The 24924-nt window shown below is 47.3% G+C and carries 18 protein-coding genes; 6 read left to right on the top strand and 12 right to left on the bottom strand.

What is annotated here, in order from left to right:
* Positions 1–13 precede the first annotated feature (13 nt).
* Positions 14–3313: a DUF5695 domain-containing protein gene (locus PPM_RS03620; protein WP_013369337.1), complete on the top strand. Its 3300-nt coding sequence runs from the start codon at positions 14–16 to the stop codon at positions 3311–3313.
* Between the two features lie 285 nt (positions 3314–3598).
* Here the strand turns inward: PPM_RS03620 and PPM_RS03615 are convergent, their stop codons facing one another.
* Entirely contained in the window at positions 3599–4645 is a 1047-nt protein-coding gene (locus PPM_RS03615) for a hypothetical protein (RefSeq protein ID WP_013369336.1), read from the bottom strand.
* Between the two features lie 217 nt (positions 4646–4862).
* Here PPM_RS03615 and PPM_RS03610 point away from each other — a divergent pair, with 217 nt between their 5' ends.
* Entirely contained in the window at positions 4863–5261 is a 399-nt protein-coding gene (locus PPM_RS03610; protein WP_040102168.1) for a hypothetical protein, read from the top strand.
* A gap of 79 nt (positions 5262–5340) precedes the next feature.
* Here the strand turns inward: PPM_RS03610 and PPM_RS03605 are convergent, their stop codons facing one another.
* From PPM_RS03605 to PPM_RS03580, 6 genes are all read right to left on the bottom strand, one after another.
* Positions 5341–6168: a carbohydrate ABC transporter permease gene (locus tag PPM_RS03605; protein ID WP_013369334.1), complete on the bottom strand. Its 828-nt coding sequence runs from the start codon at positions 6166–6168 to the stop codon at positions 5341–5343.
* A complete protein-coding gene (locus PPM_RS03600) occupies positions 6165–7049 on the bottom strand; it encodes a carbohydrate ABC transporter permease (protein WP_013369333.1) in 885 nt (294 codons plus the stop codon). Before PPM_RS03600 ends, PPM_RS03605 begins: the two co-directional genes overlap by 4 nt.
* A 38-nt stretch (positions 7050–7087) precedes the next feature.
* Positions 7088–8368, bottom strand: coding sequence for an ABC transporter substrate-binding protein (locus PPM_RS03595; RefSeq protein ID WP_013369332.1), 1281 nt, complete (start codon positions 8366–8368; stop codon positions 7088–7090).
* A gap of 109 nt (positions 8369–8477) precedes the next feature.
* Complete coding sequence (locus tag PPM_RS03590; protein ID WP_013369331.1) at positions 8478–9545, bottom strand: response regulator transcription factor; 1068 nt, start codon at positions 9543–9545, stop codon at positions 8478–8480.
* Positions 9542–11341 carry a sensor histidine kinase gene (locus PPM_RS03585; protein ID WP_013369330.1) on the bottom strand — a complete coding sequence of 600 codons (1800 nt, stop codon included), beginning with the start codon at positions 11339–11341 and terminating at the stop codon, positions 9542–9544. The genes PPM_RS03590 and PPM_RS03585 overlap by 4 nt, the downstream gene beginning before the upstream one ends.
* Before the next feature lie 135 nt (positions 11342–11476).
* Entirely contained in the window at positions 11477–13483 is a 2007-nt protein-coding gene (locus PPM_RS03580) for a beta-galactosidase (RefSeq protein ID WP_013369329.1), read from the bottom strand.
* Positions 13484–13677: 194 nt separating this feature from the next.
* Between PPM_RS03580 and PPM_RS03575 the strand changes: the two genes are divergently transcribed.
* A complete protein-coding gene (locus tag PPM_RS03575) occupies positions 13678–14592 on the top strand; it encodes an AraC family transcriptional regulator (protein ID WP_013369328.1) in 915 nt (304 codons plus the stop codon).
* 155 nt (positions 14593–14747) lie between these two features.
* Here PPM_RS03575 and PPM_RS03570 read toward each other — a convergent pair whose 3' ends face one another.
* On the bottom strand, positions 14748–15836 hold the full coding sequence (locus PPM_RS03570) for a site-2 protease family protein (RefSeq protein WP_013369327.1): 1089 nt from the start codon (positions 15834–15836) through the stop codon (positions 14748–14750).
* 334 nt (positions 15837–16170) lie between these two features.
* Between PPM_RS03570 and PPM_RS03565 the strand changes: the two genes are divergently transcribed.
* Positions 16171–17121, top strand: coding sequence for a macrolide 2'-phosphotransferase (locus PPM_RS03565; protein ID WP_013369326.1), 951 nt, complete (start codon positions 16171–16173; stop codon positions 17119–17121).
* A gap of 169 nt (positions 17122–17290) precedes the next feature.
* A complete protein-coding gene (locus PPM_RS03560; protein WP_013369325.1) occupies positions 17291–20656 on the top strand; it encodes a DEAD/DEAH box helicase in 3366 nt (1121 codons plus the stop codon).
* A 115-nt stretch (positions 20657–20771) separates the two neighbouring features.
* Here PPM_RS03560 and PPM_RS03555 read toward each other — a convergent pair whose 3' ends face one another.
* The 3 genes from PPM_RS03555 to PPM_RS03545 all read right to left on the bottom strand — a co-directional run bounded on the left by PPM_RS03555 (position 20772) and on the right by PPM_RS03545 (position 22888).
* Positions 20772–21731, bottom strand: a complete 960-nt coding sequence (locus PPM_RS03555) for a ring-cleaving dioxygenase (protein ID WP_013369324.1) — start codon at positions 21729–21731, stop codon at positions 20772–20774.
* Between the two features lie 38 nt (positions 21732–21769).
* The gene (locus PPM_RS03550) at positions 21770–22396 is read right to left on the bottom strand and encodes a nitroreductase family protein (RefSeq protein WP_013369323.1); all 627 of its coding nucleotides are present in this window, start codon (positions 22394–22396) and stop codon (positions 21770–21772) included.
* 120 nt (positions 22397–22516) lie between these two features.
* Positions 22517–22888: an MmcQ/YjbR family DNA-binding protein gene (locus PPM_RS03545; RefSeq protein WP_013369322.1), complete on the bottom strand. Its 372-nt coding sequence runs from the start codon at positions 22886–22888 to the stop codon at positions 22517–22519.
* Positions 22889–23291: 403 nt separating this feature from the next.
* On the opposite strand from PPM_RS03545, the gene PPM_RS03540 reads away from it, so the two are divergent.
* Positions 23292–24209, top strand: coding sequence for a ketopantoate reductase family protein (locus tag PPM_RS03540; protein ID WP_013369321.1), 918 nt, complete (start codon positions 23292–23294; stop codon positions 24207–24209).
* 66 nt (positions 24210–24275) lie between these two features.
* On the opposite strand, the gene PPM_RS03535 is transcribed toward PPM_RS03540, so the two are convergent.
* Positions 24276–24836, bottom strand: a complete 561-nt coding sequence (locus PPM_RS03535) for an NADPH-dependent FMN reductase (RefSeq protein WP_013369320.1) — start codon at positions 24834–24836, stop codon at positions 24276–24278.
* Between the last annotated feature and the right edge of the window lie 88 nt (positions 24837–24924).

Here is a 24924-nt window from a genome sequence, read left to right as displayed (position 1 = left end):
GGAGGTTGATAGCATGGCAGTACAGCTATCTAATCAAATATTCTCCATCTCGATCGGGAATTATGGGGATATCTCTTCCTTACGTCTGACAGGAGACACCTTCAATACGAATTATGTCATGAACGGCTCCAACGCACCTAAGCAAAATACGTCAGATCATCAGTGGCTGGGTGAACTTATGTTCACCTATCGTCTCGGTAACGGGGCCTGGACTCGGGCGTGGACAAGCAATTCTGCAGATGCGCGCCAGATCACCTCTTCTGGTAACAGTGTCCAGGTGTCCTATCAAAATTCCTCAAACCATCAGGGAATACGCAACTTCACTTTACATGAAACCTATTCGTTGGTTAACGACTATTTACATTGGCAAATGAAAGTAACGAATACCTCTAATCAAACACTGGAAATTGGAGATTGGGGGCTGCCGCTACCTTTTAACGAATACTGGTCCGGCGGTAATAACGAACAAATCTATGAAACCAGGGTACTCTCTCACTCCTTTGTAGGTCACCACAGCTCCTTTATTACCGCTGGACGGCCTAGCGGCATCGGACCGTATATCCTGCTGATGCCCGATGCCTCAACGGGTGCTGGTCTCGAATATCAGGATCACTGGAGAGTCGAGGAGCATCCAGGCAGTACATGGGCTATGGAGCAAGGTGGCTGGTCTGAGGGACTGAATGTGTTCTATATCCACTCCAATGTCATCAAAAGCACCAACCGTGGTTATCTCGGGAGCACCAGTCTGTCGCTGGCCCCTGGTGAAAGCAAAACGTATGCCTTTAAATTCTACAAGGTAGCAGACGAGCAGGCTGTAAAGGACAGGCTATACAGCGAGGGACATGTGGATGTGACGGTGGTTCCGGGTATGATTGTCCCGACCAATCTCAAGGCTAAATTCGATCTGCATACCCGTAAATCCATTACCTCTGTCACAGCGCAGTATCCCTCCGAAACGACCATCAACTATTTGGAAAATGCCCCTACAAACCACAAAATATATGAACTTACACTAGGACGATTGGGTCACAACAATATTACGGTGAACTACGGTAACGGCGAAAAAACCGTTCTCCAGTTCTATGCCATTGAGCCAGTTGACACTGCACTTCAGCGTCACTCCACTTTCATGGTCAACAGCACGCAATGGAATGTGCCTGGCGATCTGAGGGACAAGGTGTTTGACGATTGGATGATGCAATATAAGGCCAAACGCAACAGCTTTGCCGGCTACTGGGGCTGGGGCGATGATTGGGGATTAACTCACGGCCAGTTTCTGGCGGAGAAAAATGTCCTGAAGCCCGTGGCCTCTGAGATCAAGGCAGTCGATGATTATCTGGAGGTGGCTATCTGGACGAATCTGATGGAAGGCCATCATACCGATTATCTGGTCCCCGATTTCCTGATGCCGCAGCCTAATACGACACCAACGTACCGGGGCTATGCCTATCCGCACATTTATAATACGTTTTTCAGCATGTATAAACTTGCCAAGCTGTATCCCAACCTGATCAGCTATCGCAATAGCAAAAACACATATTTGCTACGTGCTTACCGTATTTTTAAAGCGTTGTATGAAGGCCCTGTTGCTTATAACTGGAACACAGGACTTATGGGTGAGCTGACCACACCGGATATAATTAAGGCGCTTCAGGAAGAAGGATTGACTACTGAGGCTAACGACCTGATTGCCAAAATGGCTACCAAGTACAACAATTTCAAAAACACCACCTATCCTTATGGCTCTGAGTACAACTATGACAATACAGGCGAAGAGGCCGTATATACACTTGCCAAAATGAACGGCAATACGACGATGATGAGCAAAATCAATGCCAAAACACGCGCCGCACGCGGTCATATGCCTGTCTGGTACTATTACGCCGATCCGGTCACAATCACCGGAGAAAATTGGTGGAACTTCCAGTACACCACCTCGCTGGCGGGCTATGCGATGGACGACTGGACACGTCGTTATTCGTCCAATCCCGAAGTGGACCAGCGTCTATCCTATGCCGCCAAGCTGGCGAACATCGGGGCGATTAATTCGGGACAGATCAGCTCTGATCCTGCCAATATCGGGGCAGTATCGTGGACATATCAGGCAGGCAAGGGCAATTACGGAGCCCTTGGTCTGGACGGCGGCCCTCTGTTTAACGGATGGCGCGGCATGTCCGGGGAAGCTGATCTGGGGCTGTTTGGAGCCATTAAAATCCTAAGCTCGGATGTTGCTGTCGATCCGATATTCGGCTTATTCGGCTATGGCTGTGACGTTACTGAAAGCAATAACAGCTATACGATTACTCCAAAAGACGGTGTATTCCAACGTCTGCATCTGATCACCCAGAAGCTGAGTCTGGAGCTGAACCGGGATCAATATAGCTTGGCCATCGTATCCAAGTCCAAGAACAATATCCGCTTGATGTTGAAAAATACGACACCTGGCACAGCTCATACGACTGCTGTGACGATAACTGGACTCGCGGCAGGTACGTATGACGTACTGATAGACGGCACAAAAACCGGCTCAGTCACAGCTGTTAACAATGCTGCGACTACTGTCAGACTGAATATCGGTACGGCAGCCAACTACGATATCCGTATTCAGTCCAGTACAGGCAATCCGGCTCCCGCTGGGGACATTATAGCCCATTATGAATTTAACGAAACGGCCGGATCAACCGCAGCCGATTCGTCAGGTTATGGGCAGCAGGCCAGTGTACATGGCGGCTCGTGGGGCGCGGGACGGAATGGCAATGCTCTGCGCCTTAACGGTACAGACGCCTATGCCAGCCTGCCCAGTGGAATAGTTAGCAGCCTCAATGACTTTACCATTGCCGCGTGGGTACAAGTGAACACGCATAACGGCTGGGCTCGTCTGTTTGATTTTGGAGCAGGAACAGATCGGTATATGTTTTTGACCCCGAAGGCCGAAGGGACAGGTATGCGTTTTGCCATCACTGTCTTGGGGAACGGAGAGGAACAGCAGCTGAACGCCCCGGAACTGGCGACAGGGGTCTGGAAGCATGTTGCCGTGACTCTGTCAGGCACTACAGGAATTATGTATGTGGACGGTATAGAGGCGACCCGCAACACGAATATGACGCTGAAGCCTTCCAGCCTTGGACTGACAGATTGGAACTACATTGGGAAATCCCAGTTTGATGATCCTTATCTGAATGGTGCGGTAGATGAGCTGATCATTTACAACAGGGCTCTGACCGCTCAGGAAATTAGGGGTTTGGCCTCGGCAAGCAGCACCATTACAGCCCATGATGTGGGAGTCCAAGCATATGCTGAGGGGGCAGATTAAAATACACCTATGCATTCATTTCATGCCATTAACGTTTTAGATTGTGAATAATTGGTATTATGAATGATTTATACCGTGAAACATTTGCGTCGTAAATGATTGGTATCGTGAATTACTTTTGCTGATGCTTCCCATCGCCTCCGCCCCGGATTTCTTATATTAATTCTGTAATCAGGGGAGAAATCCGGGGAGATGATGCTTCCGAAGCGAGCCTTCCTATGGAAACCTCTTAAAGCGACCACTTTACCGAAACAATCAGCGGCAGCTTTTCCATCAGCAGAGGAATTAGCTCCGTCTAATGCGTGTCGTTCTTGGTCTTAAGCGAACAAGCTCCTCACTGGTGAGTTGTCTAGTATAGGAGCGAGGGGAAGATCCTGTATCTACTCTGAGCACCCTGCCTGCCCCGCTGGGGCGGGCTACTCGTGTGTTGAATACCTGCATGAACCACTGTACCGGAAAGGCTATGGATAAGCGACCATCTGCCGTGCCTGCATAGTTGACCGCGGCTGCATAATTATCGGACTGTCTGAGCCATACAGAGCCGGAATCCCCGGGTAGTGATACAGGAGTCGTACCTCTAATAACCGTCTGATCTTCGAAGGTCAGTAAGCCCAACTCTCCCCCATAATTGATTTGCAGGTCCGTATAGACGGACTCTACCGTGCCATTAACCCGCCCGGTTGTACGCCCTACCTTCTTCAATTTTTCTCCTACGCGATAAGCGGTAACATGACCCGGAATGGCTCCCACTGTAGCATAACGCGGATTGAGCAGGTTATTGCGGGTCGGAAGCGAAAGCGCTGCATCAATCAGGTTCGTTCCGGTGGGATTTAAGCGCACGTAACGATACAGTCGTCCTATACGATTCTGGGCAACCGTCCCCCCATCGGCTCCGCCTGGTTGAATTGTAGCTTCCCGATTGTCTGTATTGGAGGGATTGAGGACATGGTTATTGCTAAAAAGATAACGTGTAGCCGGCTCTCCAGTTGGGGAAACGATGAGTCCGGTTGTACCGGAACCTTCAATCGTCCCGACACTGTAGCCGGCGATGACCGGGCGGATGCGCACTCTGTAGTCCGTGGCATTAGCTCTGATCTTTCCAGTCTTTACAATTCGGATAGGAACGTTCGATTTCTTTCCTAAGGCAGTGGCCGACAAGAGTCCAGTAGAGGCCGACGCTAGACGATCCGTGTACACAATGACAGCGGCTCCCCTTTTGGGATGAGCAGGGTCCCTGTATCCTACGCCAATGCCGTGGACACCAGACATTTTCAAGACACGCTTGGCCATCCGCTTTTTTACTTGAAGCGCGGCCGAGAAGGTAGCCAACATAATCATCTCCTTTTACATTCAGATGAAATATTGTATGGCTAAGGCCGCTCCGCGTTCCATTTGATCTTACGATCACTGTTGCTTCACTTGATCCAAATGGACCGCTGCGCTATCGAACTCCGTATTGAAATGTATATGAAGTTATTACAAAATATGGTATAATCACTCCCGAGATTGACATTCGCTCATTCGATTCTGATGTTCAAGGAGGTACTTCATGTTCTTAACGATATTGACCTACAGCATACAAGCAATTGTAATTTTACTGATTATCTTTACATTAGTGAGAAAAAACAGAAAAAAAATAGGCCGTGGATCACTTTCACTGCTTTTATTACTTCTTGGCCTAGCTGCTTCTTACGAACTCGACAATTACACGTTTGGGGATCAATTGTTTTCCTTTTTAGGCTTGCCCGCATGGTCTAATCGTGTTGACAATACTGGATTTCACTATAGCCTTCTACTATCCAGCATTTTTTTCATTCCCGGTATAATCATTGGGTATAAAAATCCTGAAGATTTTGGAGCTCTTATCGGAAGACGAGTTTCTAGTATTTATCTATTTTTGATCATCATTTCGCTTTTATTTTTTATAATAAGCTGTTTGTCGAAGTGAAAGTTGGATCTGCGTCGTTCCAAAATAAAAAGCCTTCCTATAATCAAGGAAGGCTTTTTTTAACGATGAGAAGCATAGCTTATCCCTTAACCGCTCCCTCCGCAATGCCTTCCATAATGAATTTCTGAAAAAAGGCATAGATCAGGATCACCGGGATAGAGGTCAGCACGAGCGCGGCCAGAATAAGCGACCAATCCTTGTTGTACTCTCCAAACAGCATATTGGTCGAGAGAATCAGGGTGTAATGGTTCACATCCGTCAACATCAAAAGTGGAAGCAAAAAGTCATTCCAAATCCACAGGAAATCCAAAATAGCAATCGTGACGGTGATCGGCAGCAGCAAAGGAAATATAATGCGAAAGAACGTTTGGAACTCATTGCACCCGTCCATTTGCGCAGATTCTTCCAGCTCACGCGGGATGGATTTGACGAATCCGTGATACAAAAAGATTGCCATGTTCACACCCAAGCCGATATAGATCAAAGCCAAGCCGTACGTACTGCCTTGAACAGACAAATCCTTTGCCGTTCGTGTAAGCGGTATCATTATAGAGTGAAACGGCACCAGCATGGAGGCAACAAACAGGAAGAAAATTGCACTGCTCAGTTTTCCACTTGTACGAGACAGCTTGTAGCCTGCCAGTGCCGAACAGACCACGATTCCGCCAATGCCGATAAAAGAAATAATCGTGGAATTCAGAGCGCTGTTCAGCAAATGGGTCTGATGAAAAGCCTGACTGTAATTTTCAAAGTGAAGCTTCGTCGGCAACGCCGTAAAGGATGCAAACATCTCGCCCTGTGTTTTAAACGAATTAATGACTGCCATGTAGATCGGGAAGAAGGACACGACTGCGCCCACGCACAGCATCAGCGTGATCAGCAAGGAATTGGCTTTTTTCAGCCTCATGCCTCCACCTCCCTCTTCTTCATGACACGCAGTTGGATCAGAGTAAAGATTAGCACAATGGCGAACAAAATAACGGATTTAGCGCTCGCATAACCATAGCGGAAGTTGTTGGAGAACGCTTCCTCATAAATGTTCATCGTAATCACCTGTGTACTGCGTCCCGGTCCCCCTCCAGTCAGTCCATACACGACCTCATACACCTTGAAAGCACCGTTAAGTGTCAGGAAGAAACAGATCGTAATCGCGTGGGTAATCATCGGCAGCGTCACACTTCTCAATGTCTGAAATGCATTCGCCCCGTCAATAATAGCAGCCTCCTTCAAACTTTGTGGTACACCCTGAAGCGCAGCCAGATAGATGATCATCATATATCCCACACCATTCCAGAGCGAGACAATAATGATGGAAAAGAAGGATACTTTCGGATCGCCCAGCCATGATTGACCTAAAAAGGCGATGGCCGTCTTTTCAGCGATTTGCGGTAGCACGGAGGAAAAAACGAATGTCCACATAAATGCGCTAATAATGGTACTGATCATATTAGGCATAAAAAATAGCGTCCGAAAAAAACCTTTGCTACGTGTGCGTGACTCAATCAACACTGCCAGTACTAGCGCAAGTACATTTTGCAGCACGATCATGACCAATACGTATTTAAGTGTAAACCAAAGGGAATTGAGAAAATCGGGGTCTTCCTTCAAGGATTCCACAAAGTTCCCCAAGCCGATAAAGTTGTAATTGGAATTCAATCCGTTCCAGTCTGTAAAACTGTAGTACATACCGCTGATCGTTGGAATAAGCAGGAAGATGGCGTAAAAGATTAGTGCCGGAGCAGTAAACGCCAGCAGCATGACGTATTTTTTGTAGATTTTAAAAGGCATGGAGTCTCTCCCTCCCGATGTCATTCTGTAGGTTACCGCTACTTGTTCACTTTGTTATACGATTTCCATGCCTTACCCAGCGCCTTAATGACGTCATCCTGCGAGAGCTGGCCAGCATAATAAGATTGTAGCGATTTGCCTGCCTCATCCTTGACCGCCTGCGGAATTGATGGATCTTGGTACGACTTGCCTGCTTTCACATATTCGGTAGCATCATTAACCCAAGGATAGCTCTTAAACGTATGCACTTTGGAGATGGGGTTAAATTTCAATGCTTCATAGAACGCGCTGGAATCCTTGTCGTCCAACACATAGTTAACAAAATCGAGCGCAACCTCCTTATTCTTGCTGGTAGAGGATACAGCCAACGAAGTCGAAGTGGACAGATTGATCAGGGTCGCATTAGGATCGTCATTAATCGGCAGAGGTGCTACTCCAAAGTCCATCTTCGGATCAGATTTTAAAATCGTTTCCGCAAACCACGGTCCCTGAATCCACATTGCCGCTTTACCCGAAGCAAATGCCGCCGATCCATCATCCCCGCCAATTTCCAGCGCCTTGTCTGTACCATTGCTGTTCACCAGATCAATAATATCGAACATGCTCTTCATTTCGGAAAAAGAACCTTTGTCCTGATTCATCCGTTCGATAAAATCTTTATTCTGTGTGTTCATCATCGCACCTGCTGTGAGCGGCACAAACAGCTGTGGAATCCAGGATTCCTTGTAAGACAACAGGAACGGTTTCACATTGTTCGCTTTCAGCTTCTCGACGACAGCCTTCATTTCGGTCAACGTTCCTGGCGGCTTCAAATCCAAATCCTTAAATATCTTTTTGTTGTACAAATAGCCCCAGGAGATCGTTTCCAAAGGAACCGCTACGACTTTGCCGTCTTTCGTCGTCACCGAAGGCTTTACACTATCCATCAATTTACTGACGAATGGCTGACCAGACAAATCCTCCAAGTATCCCGCTTTGTAAAACGGTGGAATTTCATTCACCGCATGCAGTGCGAATACATCCGGTGCATCGTTGGAAGCGAGTCTTGTCTTCAGAATTTGTGCGGCATTGTCAGCAGGCGGCATCTCTAGTTGAACGGTGACGTCGATATTTTTATCTTTCTTCTCTTTGGCTACAAACGCATTAATGTATTTATCGTAGTGCTCCTTTAAGCGGGGCTGAGCAATAAACATTTTGAGATTTACAGTTTTTCCGTCTCCACTGGAACTGCTGCTGTCACTGCCTGAAGAATTCGCTCCACATCCGGCCAACAACGTGCCAACCAGCATTGTACTCAATACACCTTTCCACATTTTCATGCAAAATGACCTCCCCTAAGTTGAAAATCTCATTTTGTATACGCTTTCATTATAGGATGGGAGGTCACTTCTGCCATTGGACACCCTTAACTTATTGGATTGGATTTTTTTAAACTTCCTTTCTCATTTCACCGGGGGCCATGCCAAAATGCTTTTTAAATACCCGATAAAAATAAGACACATCTTCATACCCAGCCATCTCTGCAACGGCTTTAATTGAAATCTGTTTATTGGACAGCCATTCCCGCGCCTTTTCCATTCTCCGTTCTACAATGTAGTCCGTTACATTCTGACCATACTCCTGCTTGAATACCTTGCTCATATATTCCTTGCTTACAAAAAAGTTTTTCGCCAACTGCTCCAGTGTAATCGGCCCAGCAAAGTGACTGTCGATATACCGCCGTACCTCCTCCAAATTCAGCTTATTTTTGTATTTCCGTTGCCGAATCAGCTGATCCAATTCCTGAACATAGCATGACGATACGAATTCCAGCGCATGTTCTACAGAGGATAGGGCAGCCTGCGAAAGCGGAAATCGTTCCTTTGCCGTAGAAGTATCCAGCCCGTTATCCGCTGACAGCTCTTTCAGCAGGGAAAGCAACTCCTGTACCAGCCTGCCCAGCATAGGTTGACTTGGTGCTCCATAACTCTCCAGCTCCTGCACAACCTGCCTGCATGTTAAGTTCACCCCGTCACGATTCAGTTCATTAAAATAAAGACGCAGCAGTTGCTTATACCGGGTTAACTTGTGGAAAAACTCATAATCCAGTTCTGTTGCTTCTGGCTGCTGTTCGGCCGCCTTGACCTCCAGATCGTTTTTGCATTTGAGTAGCACCGCATTCAGCTCGACAGGATTGACAGGCTTGAGCAAATAATCAACAGCCTTGTAACGGATCGCATGTTTGGCATACGCGAAATCATCATAACCGCTCACGACAATGATTTTCACATCAGGACATTGGTTATTTAGCGCTTGCAGCAGCTCTACTCCGTCCGCACCCGGCATGTGCATATCCGTAATCACAATGTGGGGAGCTAACTCCCCGACCAGCCTGAATGCCTCGTCTCCATCCTCAGCCTCACCCACTACTACCATTCCAAGCTTTTCCCATGTGCCAAATGTCTTCAAAATATCGCGGTTCCACGGCTCATCGTCAACGATTAATACCCTGATCATATTTTGCCCTCCTCTGCTGAGATGAATGGAATACGAATAGTGACACATGTACCGACTCCCTGCTCACTATCTATAGTCACTCCATAATGCACTCCAAAATTCATTTGTATGCGTGAAGCCACATTGCTTAATCCGATATGACTGCCCTGGGCCCAAATTGGTTCCTCCGATGCGTTTTCCAGCTTTGCCCGAACTTTCTCCAGCTTGTCCGGGGGCATGCCGTTACCGTTATCGCTGACCGTAATGCACACTTCTTCCTTCATAATTTCCACGCGGATTGCCATTCGCCACGCCCCTGCCTTGCGATCAAGACCATGCTGAAACGCATTTTCCAACAATGGTTGAAGCGATAGCTTGGGCAAACGAATATCCATCGCCTGCTCTTCTGTCTCCACTTGAAATACTAATCTTTGCGGAAAACGACGCTGCTGGATACGCATATAATGTCCCACATGATCGAGCTCTGCACGCAGAGAGGCCATATCCTGAGGCTCCCGTACCACGTAACGGAACATCTCACTCAGCGAACGAATGACTTCATAGGTATCCTCCGGCTTTTGTGAAAACACCATACTTCCGATCATTTGCAGCGTATTTTGCAGAAAATGAGGATGAATCTGCGCCTGGAGCGCTTTCAATTCAGCCGTCTTTTTTTGCAAATTGATACTGTATTCCGTCTGGATATGCTCGCGTATTCGGCCTGCCATCCCATGAAGACTTCTTTCCAGTAACCCAATTTCATCCGGTCGTGTACTTGGCTCTCCAGCTGGCCCCTTGATCATATCAAGCTCCTGCACCGAACGCGCCAAATGGACAATCGGGCGTGCAGTCCGCCATGCGATGAAAACGGCAATGCAGATGGAAACCAGGATTGAAATCACGCCTACGACAATACCATACAGCATGGTTGAAAAGGCACTGTGGTTAATGGAGGAAGTCGGTATGATTTTGACTAGTTTCAGTCCAACCACATCCAGATCATTGTAGAACACATAATGTTCGGCAGTTTGAAGCATCCCGGGACCCGGCTTAACATCACGAAGAGCTGTCAGTACTCCTGGAGGAGGAGGCGACTGACGAGCCTGCGCTGGATACATGACCCTGCCATCCCCATCTGTAATCAATACCTGGTGCTGATCCCCACGTCCCAGCAGACCCAGCGTCTGATCAAATTGTGACCATAGCACCTCCAATGAAATAGCCCCCGTCTGCTTCTGGTCTTCAAAACGCCGAATACTGCGTGTCAGTGTAAAGCGATCAGGATCTGCAGGGCTTGATCGAATCGAATAATCCTTGTTCGCTTGCCACATCTCGGCGTACTGCGAGGGAATACCGCTCACTGTCGTAATTTCATTTTGCATACTATTAAAGGTAAATAGGGTTTGCGATTGCTTCAGATACAGCTGAATACCGATGACATGACTCCCGGCTGAATAATATACATTCGCCAGCGTATTCAACATTTTTCGCTGAGCATTAAATTGGCTTGAAAGATTGTCAGGCTCGCGTTCATTCAAATAATCGCTTAGATCAGGGCTGATCTGAATGCTGTAAATCAGATGATTCAGACGATCTAACTGGTCGCTGATATAAATGCCCGTCCATTTCATATTGGACATGTTCGTCTCGACCACTTCGGTTTCCATAGATGCTCTGCTTTTCTCCGCAGCCAGCACCGTGACAGCAATGACAGGCAGCACAGATAGAACAATCATCGTCAAAATCAGCTTGAGCTGAATGCTGCTTCGATACGGGGCCGTCAGCGCCCGGAACCAGCGGACTGCTCGGGTTGGCATAGCGATGCACTCCTCTATTCAGCCATATGCGAAAACGCCCCGCAATTCGCAGGGGCGCTTCAATGTGCCGGATCGTTACGGCGGGATACCTATTCTGTATTATTCGTACGTCGATTTCAACTCATTATTCATCATTTACGCTTCTTCGATAATTATAACACTCCAAGGCTTCAATTGGAGCAATTGTCCATGGGTAACCGACTGCTCTCCGATCAGCTCCTTGCCGTCCCCGTGCGGATACACCACCGAGCCTGCTTGTTCGGAATAGTTAAAATAGTACCGGATCGTTCGTCCCAAATCATTCGTACCGGACTTAACAATGATCGGATAAGAAGCTTCCTGATCCAGTCCCCATACGCCTGCCTTTTTGGCTACAGAGCTGAACAATTCGCGGATGACCGCCGAACTGACGATACAGCCGATGTAGGTCGCCGTTCCCTGACCATAGCGATTTTGCGTAATCGCAGCATATTTGCCCCAATGCGGGTGATCGTAATAGGCTAATACTTCGGCAGTCGTCGGCGTTATCAGCTCCATCCACGTATCTACCTGATTGTCATCTTCTGCCACTTTAAAAGGATTATCCTTGAGTGTCACATTTTTCGGCTCCACAAACAAGCTGTAATGAATACCACACGCTTCGCTAATCACGCCCGGCTGCTGCGATGTTCTCACCTGCACATGTTCGTCGGTAAATCCGCTGCGGGACGTGTATACCACATGACCACCTTGTTCGACATATCGGTTCAGCTTTTCCAGCAGTGCATCTGGCGCAGAATACAGACTCGGAACGATCAAGAGATCATAGTCATCAAACGATTCTGTACCCGGATGGACGATATCTGTCCCAATATTCAGCTTATACAGCTCGTCATACAGACGGCGTACGATGTCATTGTAATTCAGTGGGCTGTTCATATTAAACTTAAACCAGTTAATGGATGTCAACGCTTCGTTGCTAACCAGGATAGCTGTTTTATTTTTCTTTTTCAGATTGACCAGATGCGTGGACAGTCTTGCAAAGTCCTTCCCTATCGTCTGTGCTTCCTCATACACAGGATTCGGTTCAAAATCATGGCTAAGCAGACCCTTCCAGTAGGTTTCGAAGGAATTATGAATGGAATGCCAGTGCCAGTAAGCTACCATATTGGCCCCGGAAGCCAGATGACTGAACGCTTGCAGACGCAATTGTCCCGGATAAGGAACCCAGTGTGTAAACGCCTGCGCCTCCGTTTCCAGCACTAAGTAATTATTATGTTTTGTCGAACGTGCCACATCACCACCGAAAGAGATTTCAATTCCAGTCAAATCATCTTGTGATGGATGGTAAATATCGACACCCGTCACATCAAACGCTTCAGATGCAGCAAAGTGATCCACGTCCGGCTGAACTCCAAAGGAATGACCTCTCCACTCAAAATCAAAATTTTGTGTAACAAATTGGTCTTCCCGCTTATATTCATTGACAATCGCGACCTGCCAGGCCAGGAAGTCCGTCACCAGCTTGCGCTGGAACTGGGAAAAGGCCGCGCCCAAGCTTCCATTAATCGTTCCGACCACCGAAGGGAAGTCCTCCCAGCTATTGATGCGATTGCTCCAGTAATCCAGTCCAAATTTGCGGTTCAGCTCCTCCAGTGATTCAAACCGCTCCCGCAAATACTTCACAAACTGTAATTGCACATTGGGACCACTCGTATGGTAATGCTTCGTCTCGTTGTCTGTCTGAAAGCCAATAACTGCCGGATGCTGGCTTACCCGTCCAATCAGCTTGCGTATGATTCGCTCAGCATGGAACAGATACACCGGGTTCGTAATGTCCATAATCTGACGAGCCCCGTATTTGCCCGGTCCCTGAGGTGTTGTCGCCAAGACATCGGGATGCTCCTTCACCAGCCATGTGGGTACGGCATAGGTCGGCGTGCCCACAATGACCTCAATACCCGCCTTATGCATGGCGTCCAGCACCCGATCCACGGAGGTGAAATCAAACACTCCGTTCTGCGGTTCATGCGTACTCCAAGTAGATTCGGCTATCCGCACTACATTGATTCCTGCATCCTTCATCATTTGGATATCTTGGTCCAAACGGTCATAAGGCATATATTCATCATAATAAGCAACACCGTACAATAGCTTTTTCATCGAGTCGTCCTCCAATAAGTTTAATGCTTCCTGATTACAATATGGTGCCGCTTTCAAAAATACTATATATAAACGATTTTTTATGTAAAAGCATGTATTACAGCACTTGTAAGCGCTCTTTTATTATAGATGAATGTTAGGTACAATGAGATTGTCTAAGCGGTGTAAAATTTGCCCTAATCGAAGGTGATCTGATGATATTAAATCCGGATGTTGATCCAGCTCTATTCCATGATTGTCAATGGCTGCCCATTATCGACTGGAATGTGAAATTTTTTGGCGCTCATATTCATCGGGTCAAAGCGGATTGGTGCATGCCTGAGGAGTCTCATATTGGTTTTGAAATTGCTCTCATTTTAGAAGGTCGTCAGGAAACGATAATGGAGAATAACGTATACTCGGTGGGAAAGGGTGATATTTTAATGATTCCACCAGGATTCAAGCATGTAACTCAGTGTGTATCCCCGGATGGAATGTATTATTTTAGCACCCATTTTAATGTTGATGATCCGCTGTTCCGTCAAGAAATGATTAAGAACAATCAGCTCTTTTTCCCGGCAGGCACTGAAACCAATACCAAGCTGCAAAAGGTGGTCCATAGCTGGATTAGCATGGTGCGGGAGAACGGAGAATATACGACAGCGGATCGCTTTCGCATGCAGATTGCTTTGTTCGAGCTATTCGGGATATTCTCGCAAATGATTTCTACGGGATTGGAGCCGAGAATTGCACCTTCATCCGTTCAATATGCCAAGGCCATTATGGAAGCAATTCAATCGAGGTTCAAGCCTTATCGGGGGGATGAATCTGGTGAGCAGACGTTCCGACTTGAAGATGTGGCGGCTTCCCTTGGGATCAGTCCAGGCTATGCGCAGGAAGTGTTCCGCAAGGTCTACGGCTATTCACCACGTCACTATCTATCGGAGACCAAGCTGCATGAGGCTAAGGTGCTGATCCAGCAACCCAATCTACCGCTAAACAAGGTAGCTTCCCTACTGGGATACTCCAGTCTGGCTCATTTCAGCAGACAGTTCAAGCGCTGGACAGGTACTAGCCCGCTAAAATACCGCCAGACGTTAAAACCGATTACGGATGAGCAAAGGAGCTAGACATAAGGAAGGATAACAATGGCTCCACTGCGTTAATCATATGAAAAAGAGCACGACACCGTATATTGCGGCTGTCGCGCTCTTTTTACTTTATTTTCTAATGAGTTTCATTGCCTTAATAATCTATATTGATGGTGAAGTTCCTATCCTGCGAATCATAGCCTGATATCTCCTATGTGCTGATGTACTACATACATCATCCCCATCAGGAATAAGGCCAATCCCAAGTACCCGATTCCGAATTTCCAGCGTGATGCAGCGGGTACTTCGTAATATTTATCATTTTCAAACGGAATGTAGTCAATCCCACACAGCAATCTGAGCTGATACGCATCCGGGGTCGGTATATGTTCTACACCGTTCAGCCATACATGCTGGACAAGACACTGCTGGGGCAGCAGAAGCGTATGCTCCACATCCAGACTTTCCATATATACCGTTACATATTGCTGCCCCTCCAGATCCGAGTAGGTATTAAAGGATAGTCTGCGCGTATGCTCCGGCCCAGGCAGCGGATATCCTTGCTCATACAAATGCTGTACGTCAACCAGTGGCTTCTGTAATAACGACTGAACCTTGACGTCTTTTTTATTGCGTTTGACATATTTTTTGTATAAATCATAGGCAAATAATGCCCAAATAAAGAAAAATAAAATGGATTTCAAATACACAATCACTACAATCCCACCCAGTAGGCCCACTAGCCATAACCAACGTGTCACTGCTGTAGAAATCCGTCCTCCATCGAGCGGATGAATCGGCAGTAAATTGATCAGGTTCAGGAAAAAACCGATATATGCTAGTGCATACAAAAGTGGACTGTCTGTTGCATACGCTCCTGCGTATACTGCCATAGCCCCAACCGTCCCCAATAACGGGCCGCCCATGGCTACGTAAGCCTCTGTCTGGGCATCCAAAGGATGTCGTTTCATGGTGATTAACGCACCGAGAAAAGGAATAAATAACGGTGTCGACACCGGAAGCCCCTTGCGTTTGGCAGCCAATACATGCCCCAGCTCATGCACAAATAACAGCAACACGAACCCAACCGCAAATCCCCACGGGTATATGATCGCATACGTGCCAATCGTAAATGCCATAGAGATCAGCGCACCGCCAAATTTACTGAATTTTAAAAGGGCAAGTAACGATTTGCCTTTCAACAGGAGCAATGCTGCTGCACTACCAAGATACCATTTGGATGAGCCGGATTTGGAATCGGTTTTATTGTCTTCTTTTTGCAAAAGTATCCGTCTCCTTTCTCTAATACTTCCATTGTATCTTGCAATGTGCAGGTTGTAAAAACTTCTCTAACTCACAGATAAGCGAACTGGGGAAGCTATGTACATTATTCCGTATATTGTAGACATCCTCGAATGTCGGATGGTATATTGGTGCTGGGTTAGATACCCTATTTTGTAAAAGGAGGTTTGCTCATTCATGTGTACTCACTACATGCGTCTCAGATAAAAGGATAGACTTCTGCATGAAGCTCAACTCGTTTTTCACATGAAGGGTTGAAGCTTGTTTAAGTTGCCTTTTTTTAAGACTAAATCTGAACAATGAGGTGTGTTTCATATGACTGAAAAGCGTCCCTTGACTAACTCAAAAGATGTTAGCGATATATTGGCCCTTGCCCAAAGCAACGGGCTTCACATACGACATGAAGGATTGGAGCTCAACGAGTCCGGGCTGGATTTCCGGGCCCTATTCGCCAAAGACGTTCAGGGTACCCCTTGGGTTTTACGTACACCGCGACGAATAGATGTGGTCCAATCAGCGGCTTACGAGCACAAAGTGCTTCGGTTGATTCGTGATACGCTACCTGTAGCGGTACCGGATTGGCAGGTATATAGTCCAGAGTTCATCGCCTATCCTCAGCTGGAGGGCACTCCTGCCGCTACTATTGATATGGAAACAAAAAGCTATGTATGGTTCATCAACCCAGATGCTCTGACGGATAGATTCGTTGCTTCGCTCGCTAAAGCCTTAGCCGCGTTGCACCAGACGGATCACCGACGGGCAGCCGATTTCGGTGTCCGCGTAAAGCAACACGACGAAGTTCGGCACTTAATGGGTCAGCGAATGGAAGAAACACAGCGCGTCTTTGGTGTATCCGGGGAGCTGTGGCAACGATGGCAGGCCTGGCTGGCAGATGATAGCTACTGGCCGGAATATTCCGCACTTGTCCACGGCGATCTGCACCCAGGCCATATTCTAGTCTCATCGAATACAGAGGTTACTGGAATGCTGGACTGGACCGAGGCCGAAGTAGCTGATCCAGCGATTGATTTTACGAGTTACTATACTTTGTTCGGAGAAGTAGAGCTTGCTCGTCTATTGAAGTTTTACAAGGCAGCAGGCGGACGTGTATGGCCGCGTATGAGCGAACACATCATTGAACTGACCGCGGCTTACCCTGTGCTTATCGCCGAATTCGCCCTCAAATCCGGACTAGATGAATATATGGAGATGGCACGTAACGCGCTGGGTGTTCATAAGCAAGAAGAAGGACTGCCCGACATATAATATAGCTGTAGCCACCTGGCAGACTTTGGTTCAATGACGGACCAAGGCCTGCTTTTTTTCTGTCCTCTCTCCTTGTTCGTAAAATTACATTCCGTACTCAAGTGTCTTTCCCCCTGTCTGTTCTGTTATCATGTAGAAAACGGAATAACTCAGGAAAGGATTACGAACTATGAGTTTTGAACTTACCCGGCGAGCGATCAGACAACTATGCAGTCAATCTGCTTACGACGACGGGGATGCCTATTACCGGGCCAAAAAGGTGGCCTTTACACAAATAGATCATAATGAAGGTGTGTATGAAGCTACAGTCAAAGGAAGCGGCTTTTATGCTGTTGCTGCGATGATCCGGCCCAACGGCAGTATCCGCGCGGAATGCACCTGTAGCTCATTTCAGACCACCGGACGTTATTGCAAACATATTGCCGCTGTTCTCCTAAATGCTTATGATATGCGACGTGGGAAAAGTGTGTCCGTACGTTCCTATGTCTCCAGACTTCATCCCGGCACCGCTCCCGATCCAGCAGGAAGTATAGGTTCAGACGAGATGTACACATCTACAGATGACCCAAATGAACACACAACCAGAAAGTCACGATCCTCAGGCATCACACAAGGGGATCTCCAGTTAACCGACAGTATGTTAAAACTATTCGGTCGCAAAAGACCGCTTCGCAGCACACCTGCGCTGCTGGATACTCGCGCGATCTTGGATTTTCAATTTGTCATTCGGCCTTTTGCCTACGGTTACCAAAAATATATGTTTGGGATAGAAATGAAGGCTGGCCCCAAACGATTATACATCGTTCAGAAAATCCGCCCGTTTCTGGATTGTATCGACCGTGGGGATAGCTACATGTTCACGAAAAGCTTCTCTTACGAGCCGGAGCTGTACCGCTTCCGAGCTGAACATGACGCTATCCTCCAGCAATTATCTCAGGTGTGCCACCAGGAGCGCATGATTCGGGAAACCTCTGGTACGTATTCAGCCTCCGGCAGTCATATGAGTGGTGAGCGAATGCTTCTCATCCCGCCCGCGGCCTGGGATAGGCTGCTCCCCTTGCTGACAGCAGCACAGGGCGTCTACTTTGAAATTCACGGAAACATGAGCGAAGGTATCCCCCAGTCCGACCTGATGCTTCCGCTGCAATTTGAATTTGATGAGACCGAAGCCACAAGTGAAGGCTACCAGCTAAGCATTCAAGGATTAGATGACTTGACCATCATGGAGGACTACGGTGTCGTCATTGCCGATGGCAAGCTTGTCAAGCAGAAGGCTGATTCCTTACGGCGTTTGTCCGAGCTCAAACGGATGGTCGAAGTACATCACAGACGAGCAGTCCAGATTGCACCAGAACAGATGGAATCATTTATGGATAAGGTCGTGCCCGGGTTAATGAAGCTGGGACGTGTCCATATGACACGTGCTGTCTCAGATCGGGTCGCCCAGCATCCGTTGAAGGCCAAGCTGTATCTGGACCGGGTAAGAGACAAGCTGCTGGCAGGACTGGAATTCCAATATGGAGACATCATCATCAATCCGTTGGAAACAGATGCACGAACGCCAGGTAACGATCGTATTCTGATACGTGATGGGGAACAGGAGCAGCGGATTTTGGAACTGATGGAGCATAGCTCCTTCGCCAGAACAGACAGCGGATATTTTATGGAAGATGAAGATGCAGAGTATGACTTTTTGTACCATACTGTACCGCAACTGGAAAAGCTACTGGACGTCTATGCCACAGGTGCAGTCAAAGCGAAAATCAATAATACGCTACCTGTCCCAAGAATACGAGCGGAATGGGACGAACGTACAGATTGGCTTGAATTTAAATTTGATATTGAGGGTATACCAGAATCGGAAATTCGCAAACTGCTCCAATCGCTGGAAGAAAAACAGAGATATCACCGTCTCCCGAATGGCGCCTTGCTACCGCTGGAAACAGAGGAGTACAAGGAGTTAATTCGGTTCATGAACGAAACAGGTATCCGCAAAAGCGATCTGGATGCAGCGCAAATTCGGATCCCAGTCACACAGGGGCTGTACTTGATTGATCCTCACGATCATGTGAAAAATCTGACCTTGGGTAAAACCTTTCGCCAGTTGCTAGAAAATATACGCAATCCTGATCATCTTGACTTTCCCGTACCCGTCACGCTCGCCCCAATCTTAAGAGATTATCAGGTCTACGGTTTTCAATGGCTTAAGACCTTGGCACATTACCGTTTTGGAGGTATTTTGGCAGATGATATGGGGCTGGGCAAAACGCTGCAAAGCATTGCCTTCCTCGTCTCTGTATTGCCGGAGATTCGCAGTCAACAGCTTCCAGCCATGATTGTATCCCCTGCATCACTGGTATACAATTGGCGGAATGAACTGGAGAAATTCGCCCCGCATATTCGCGTCACTATTGCCGATGGCAGCCCGGAGGAACGAGGCCGGATTATACGGGATGCCACCAGTTATGACGTCATTATTACATCCTATCCGCTGCTGCGGCGCGATGCAGAGGTGTACAGCAAGCCATCGTTTCATACGCTTATTCTGGACGAGGCGCAAGCGTTCAAGAATCATGCCACCCAGACGGCACAGGCAGTTAAGGATGTACAAGCCCGTTACCGCTTTGCCCTGACAGGAACCCCTATCGAGAATACGTTGGAAGAACTATGGTCCATCTTCGACGTTGTATTTCCTGAGCTATTTCCCGGCGGAAAAAGAGCGTTTCACAACCTGCCTCGCAATGTGATTGCCAAGCGGGTTCGTCCGTTCCTGCTGCGCCGTCTGAAGAGCGATGTTCTTAAGGAACTGCCGGAAAAAATCGAATCCGTGCAGGTATCACGGCTTCTGCCGGATCAGAAAAAGCTGTACACGGCTTATCTGGCCAAGCTACAGCATGAAACGTTGAAGCATCTCAACGAAGAAGGATTTCAGAAAAACCGGATCAAAATTCTAGCAGGTCTGACCCGGCTTCGTCAGCTCTGCTGTCATCCGGGCTTATTCATCGAAGGATATACGGGAAGCTCGGCTAAATTTGAACAACTGTTGGAGATTATTACGGAATGTCTCGGCTCCGGGAAGCGGATGCTCATTTTTTCACAGTTCACTACGATGCTTCAAATGGTCGGACGCGAGCTTTCCCGTGAAGGGGTTCCCTACTTTTACCTGGATGGACAGACTCCTGCCCCCGAACGAGTCGAGCTGTGCAGTCGCTTCAACGAAGGAGAACGCGAGCTGTTCCTGATTTCCCTCAAGGCAGGAGGTACGGGTCTGAACCTCACCGGCGCAGATACCGTTATTCTATATGACCTGTGGTGGAATCCCGCTGTAGAGGAGCAGGCTACCAACCGTGCACACCGAATGGGCCAGAAAAAAGTTGTGCAGGTTATTCGGCTCGTCGCCCAAGGTACGGTAGAGGACAAAATGTATGAGCTACAGCAAAAAAAGAAAAACCTGATCGACCAGGTCATTCAGCCGGGGCAAGAAAGCCTTTCAGCACTGACCGAGCTGGAAATTCGTGAGCTACTCATGATCTAACCAGCTCTTCCACGCTTATTTTTACGATACTGACACTTCAGAACCCAAAAGGTCCAATGAGGGTGGAAATCTTCCCGCATTGGACCTTTTAATGTTCCATATGTGATTGTCCTGCTCAAACCGATTCATCCTGTTTGAGCACTCTAGGCTCAATGGGAACCAGATTAGATTCAATCTGGGCGCGCTGAGGCTCATACCATTCAGGCAGCATCAGCTTGTGCCCCAACTCATTCAATTCCTCATCCACCGTAAATCCGGGCGGATCGGTTGCGATCTCGAATAATATACCGCCTTGCTCGCGGAAGTATACGGCATTGAAGTATTGGCGATCTACAATGCCACTCGTCCCAAAACCATGCTGACGAACCCATTCGTTCCACGCCTGATGTTCGGTGTCGTCCTGCGCGCGCCACGCAATATGGTGAACCGTACCGGCGCCGCCGTTCCCCCACGGTACATCCTTGACTGGAATGTCGATCAGGTTGCCCAAATCCCCAGTCGTCTGATAACGGATATAGCCCGCATCTGCGTCTTCACCGATGGGAGTCATGCCCAGAACATTCTCCAGCACGCCTTGGGTGTGCTTGGAATCCGCACTGTAGAGCACTGCTCCTCCAAAGCCTTTGATCGCTTTATCTGTAGGCACGCCTCCGGCTGTCCACGTGTTCACCGGGCCTTCCTCGCGCTCCACCAGTTCCAGATGCAAGCCCTCATTGTCTCGGAACTGGATGAATGACTCGCCAAAGCGAGTAGCCTTCGTGAAGGATACCTTCAAGCTGTGCAGACGGTTTTCCCAGTAATCCAGCGAGCCCAGCGGCACGACATACGTCGTAATCCCGACTTGCCCGCCTCCAATTTTACCCTTGCGTGTACCCGGAGCCGGAAAAAAGGTAATGATCGTTCCCGGGTTGCCTTCTTCATTCCCAAAATACAAGTGATATACTTCTGGAGCGTCAAAGTTAATTGTCTTTTTGATCAATCTCAAACCAAGCACACCTGCATAAAAGTCAACATTGCCCTGCGGATCGCCTGCAAAGGACGTAATATGGTGAATTCCAGCGGTTTTCAAAGACATCTCAGTCACTCCTTAATGAACATGATGATTTACAAATTTCAAAATCCATTGTAGCTAACAAACTGTCCAACTGGCTTGCGATATCCTCTTGCCCGCTGACCTGATTCGTCCTCTTTTCCCAAGGTGATCATCATCACGGGTACAAATTGCTCTGGGATATTCAGTACTTCCTGCACCTTCGCCGGGTCAAAACCGATCATCGGACAAGTATCCCAGCCTTTGTCCTTGGCAATCAACATAAATTGCATAGCCGACAGGCTGGCATTACGAATTGCTTCTTCTCTCTGGAAGACAGGTCCCCGCTCGCGATAAAACTGAGTTACCGATTCTACTGTGCTATCATATTCCTGCTTGCTCAGAACACCCAAATTCAGGAACCCTTCGTTGAGGTCAGCTACCTTGGTATAAGCCTCTGTATCACCCAGCACTATAATGGTGGCCGAAGCAGTTAATATTTTATACTGCTTACTTGCCTCATCATGCAGCCTTTGTTTGATTTCTGCATCCCGCACTACGATATAACGCGCATGCTGTAAATTAAAAGCCGATGGAGCGAACTTCACCAGCTGAAATATCTCTTCCAGTTCTTTTGCATCTATAGTAACATCAGGAATAAATTTAGAAGCCGATCTTCTCTCTTGAATAACATTCACCAGTTCGCTCATATTCAGGTCCACTCCTTGATATTATTTTCAAATAAATTATCTTTAAATTAAGAATATATCTTTAGTTGTTTTCTGTCAAGTAAAACTGTAAAAGTGTTATGTAAGTGCTTTACCAGCCCTTTACATATCCGTTGTCCGTATCCTCATCGTAATCGCTTCGCGTTGCGCTTTGGTTAAGCCCTTGAAGGCCAGCTCATACGAATGGTCGATCATGCTGTACAAATCCTCCAACGGGAAGCTGTTATCAACCTCTATCGTATTCCAATGCCTTTTGTTCAAATGATAGCCTGGTTTAATGGCCTTGTTCTGCTCACGCAGGTTTTCTGCAATGACCGGGTCACATTTCAAGGATACGTGGCTAATGCCATCTTTTTCAGTCAGGAGAGCAAACATCTTGCCCCCTACCTTTAGTACCAGGGGATCAGCACCAAATGGATAATCCTTAACAGCCTCTTTTTGACTCAGACCATACGCTACAATTTGCTCAAACATCAGCCTTCTCTCCTCTGCTCCAAGTTATCGGTCTATAAACCTATTGCGCCCTATTATATCACCTCTATACGCTCCATATACACTAGGTTCGTGCTTTATGGATACCATCACACACACGCTGTTCGGATTGGATTTATATGGGACAGGAACCCTATATTCTGGTATACTTCCCTGAGAGGCTGTATCGATATATTCGAACGGTACTCTGGTAAGGTGTAATTTAATAAGTATAAGCGTGAGCCTATGGAGGTGAACTCGTTGGATTTTGCTCTGATCCGAAAGGACCGAGACAAAAGAACGGTCGCAAATTGACTCTTTTTTTGCCTTTCGGACCTTTTCAGCAATGTGCTGGAAGGTTTTTTTGTTTTTCAAAAACTAAGTTAGGAAAGGCAGGGACCCTATGATGCGGTTTCTAGTTGTGGGTGCAGGAGCTATTGGAGGCTATTTCGGGGGACGCCTGGTTCAAAAGGGAGAAGATGTAACCTTTCTCGTCCGCCCTTCCAAGAAGCTTCATTTGGCAGAAAACGGTCTTACGATTCAAAGTGTGCACGGAGATTTTCAGACACCGATTCAGGCTATTACCTATGGTGAAGCTGCTGAGCCATTTGACTGTATTATTCTCGCGGTCAAAGCGTACCACCTGCCTCCATTGCGGCCCGATCTAGCGCCTTATATTGGCAAAAATACAATGATTCTTCCGTTACTTAACGGTTATGAACATTTTAAATCTTTGCGTGAATATTTCGGAGCTGAAAAAGTGCTGGGTGGGCTTTGTTCTATTGAAACGACGTTAAATCACAAAGGCTCTATCGTTCAGACAAGCCCGTTCCACCGCATTGTTTTTGGTGAATGGGATGGAGAAAACTCAGAGCGGGCGCAACTACTATGTAGCCATCTTGATCATGCAGGCTTCACAGTCACACACAGTCATGACATTCAGCGTGAAATTTGGCAGAAGTATATATTTATTGCCAGCATGAGCGGAATCACAACCCTGATGGGTACCTCCGTCGGACCTATACTCGCCACGCCCGAATCGCGTGCAATCTATAAAAGGCTACTGCATGAAATCGTCACAATCGCACGCAATGCAGATATGCCTATTCATTCAGAAATGGAAGCACATACGCTAAAAACGATGGATTCCTTAAAGCCTGAGATGATGTCTTCCATGCAACGTGATATGCAGAAAAATCTACCGGTTGAAGCAAGCCATCTGCATGGTGCACTTCTGGCATTGGCTTCTAGCAGTAATATTTCATATCCGATACTTGAAACGGTGTATGCCCGCTTAAAGGTCTATGAAAGCTTATTGAATTGAATACGAAGTAGGTGGCCATCCGAAAAAGCAGATCCTTCTATAATGAAGGATCTGCTTTGAATTTCTCTATACCTTTCCTCGGCAAGCTTGCCCAAGCCCTTGAAGTAATGCTTCCAGCTCCTGTCTAGTTTCAGCATTTGTAATGATGCCTTCTTGATTCAGCTTCAATGTGATATGCGGAATAATGACCTTTCCATTTTCCACAATCTCTGCATTGATCATTTGCAATGTGAGCAGTAGCGAAGCATGAGCCAGATTGCCGCCCATAGGGGACGGTGAAGCGCTAATGACCGCTGTAGGCTTGTTTACAAATTCACCTGAAGATACGAGCCAGTCCAAGGCATTTTTCAAAGCACCCGGCACACCATTCCCATATTCCGGCGTACAGATCAGCACTCCATCGGCTTGTTTCAATTGCTCCCGTAGCTCTCTTACGGAAGCCGGCCCCTCCTCTACATCCAAGTCAGGATTAAAATGGGGCAGATCCCCCAATCCATCATAAACTATGAATGATATATTTTCAGAAGCCAATCCAATAGTAGCCTTCATAAGCGCGGTGTTGGAAGACTTTTGACGAAGGCTCCCCGATATAGCCAATACCTTAATCTTTTGTTCCACCCATATCATCTCGTTTCCTTTAACAATATCTTATCTTGGATACTCAGTGTACTACAGTCAACGCCAGGAAAATCAAAAAAATGCCTGCGGCTTCGCA

The organism is Paenibacillus polymyxa M1 (genome assembly GCF_000237325.1).
Lineage (GTDB): Bacteria > Bacillota > Bacilli > Paenibacillales > Paenibacillaceae > Paenibacillus > Paenibacillus polymyxa_C.
This window is presented reverse-complemented; position numbering and strand designations above follow the sequence as displayed.

What these genes read in the sequence shown, in the direction of transcription:
- PPM_RS03555 (WP_013369324.1), bottom strand. Translation starts at nt 21,731, where the DNA reads ATGTCTTTGAAAACCGCTGGAATTCACCATATTACGTCCTTTGCAGGC.
- PPM_RS03615 (WP_013369336.1), bottom strand. Translation starts at nt 4,645, where the DNA reads ATGTTGGCTACCTTCTCGGCCGCGCTTCAAGTAAAAAAGCGGATGGCC.
- PPM_RS03620 (WP_013369337.1), top strand. Translation starts at nt 14, where the DNA reads ATGGCAGTACAGCTATCTAATCAAATATTCTCCATCTCGATCGGGAAT.
- PPM_RS03595 (WP_013369332.1), bottom strand. Translation starts at nt 8,368, where the DNA reads ATGAAAATGTGGAAAGGTGTATTGAGTACAATGCTGGTTGGCACGTTG.
- PPM_RS03545 (WP_013369322.1), bottom strand. Translation starts at nt 22,888, where the DNA reads ATGTTTGAGCAAATTGTAGCGTATGGTCTGAGTCAAAAAGAGGCTGTT.
- PPM_RS03535 (WP_013369320.1), bottom strand. Translation starts at nt 24,836, where the DNA reads ATGATATGGGTGGAACAAAAGATTAAGGTATTGGCTATATCGGGGAGC.
- PPM_RS03575 (WP_013369328.1), top strand. Translation starts at nt 13,678, where the DNA reads ATGATATTAAATCCGGATGTTGATCCAGCTCTATTCCATGATTGTCAA.
- PPM_RS03580 (WP_013369329.1), bottom strand. Translation starts at nt 13,483, where the DNA reads ATGAAAAAGCTATTGTACGGTGTTGCTTATTATGATGAATATATGCCT.
- PPM_RS03585 (WP_013369330.1), bottom strand. Translation starts at nt 11,341, where the DNA reads ATGCCAACCCGAGCAGTCCGCTGGTTCCGGGCGCTGACGGCCCCGTAT.
- PPM_RS03565 (WP_013369326.1), top strand. Translation starts at nt 16,171, where the DNA reads ATGACTGAAAAGCGTCCCTTGACTAACTCAAAAGATGTTAGCGATATA.
- PPM_RS03600 (WP_013369333.1), bottom strand. Translation starts at nt 7,049, where the DNA reads ATGCCTTTTAAAATCTACAAAAAATACGTCATGCTGCTGGCGTTTACT.
- PPM_RS03550 (WP_013369323.1), bottom strand. Translation starts at nt 22,396, where the DNA reads ATGAGCGAACTGGTGAATGTTATTCAAGAGAGAAGATCGGCTTCTAAA.
- PPM_RS03610 (WP_040102168.1), top strand. Translation starts at nt 4,863, where the DNA reads ATGTTCTTAACGATATTGACCTACAGCATACAAGCAATTGTAATTTTA.
- PPM_RS03560 (WP_013369325.1), top strand. Translation starts at nt 17,291, where the DNA reads ATGAGTTTTGAACTTACCCGGCGAGCGATCAGACAACTATGCAGTCAA.
- PPM_RS03605 (WP_013369334.1), bottom strand. Translation starts at nt 6,168, where the DNA reads ATGAGGCTGAAAAAAGCCAATTCCTTGCTGATCACGCTGATGCTGTGC.
- PPM_RS03540 (WP_013369321.1), top strand. Translation starts at nt 23,292, where the DNA reads ATGCGGTTTCTAGTTGTGGGTGCAGGAGCTATTGGAGGCTATTTCGGG.
- PPM_RS03590 (WP_013369331.1), bottom strand. Translation starts at nt 9,545, where the DNA reads ATGATCAGGGTATTAATCGTTGACGATGAGCCGTGGAACCGCGATATT.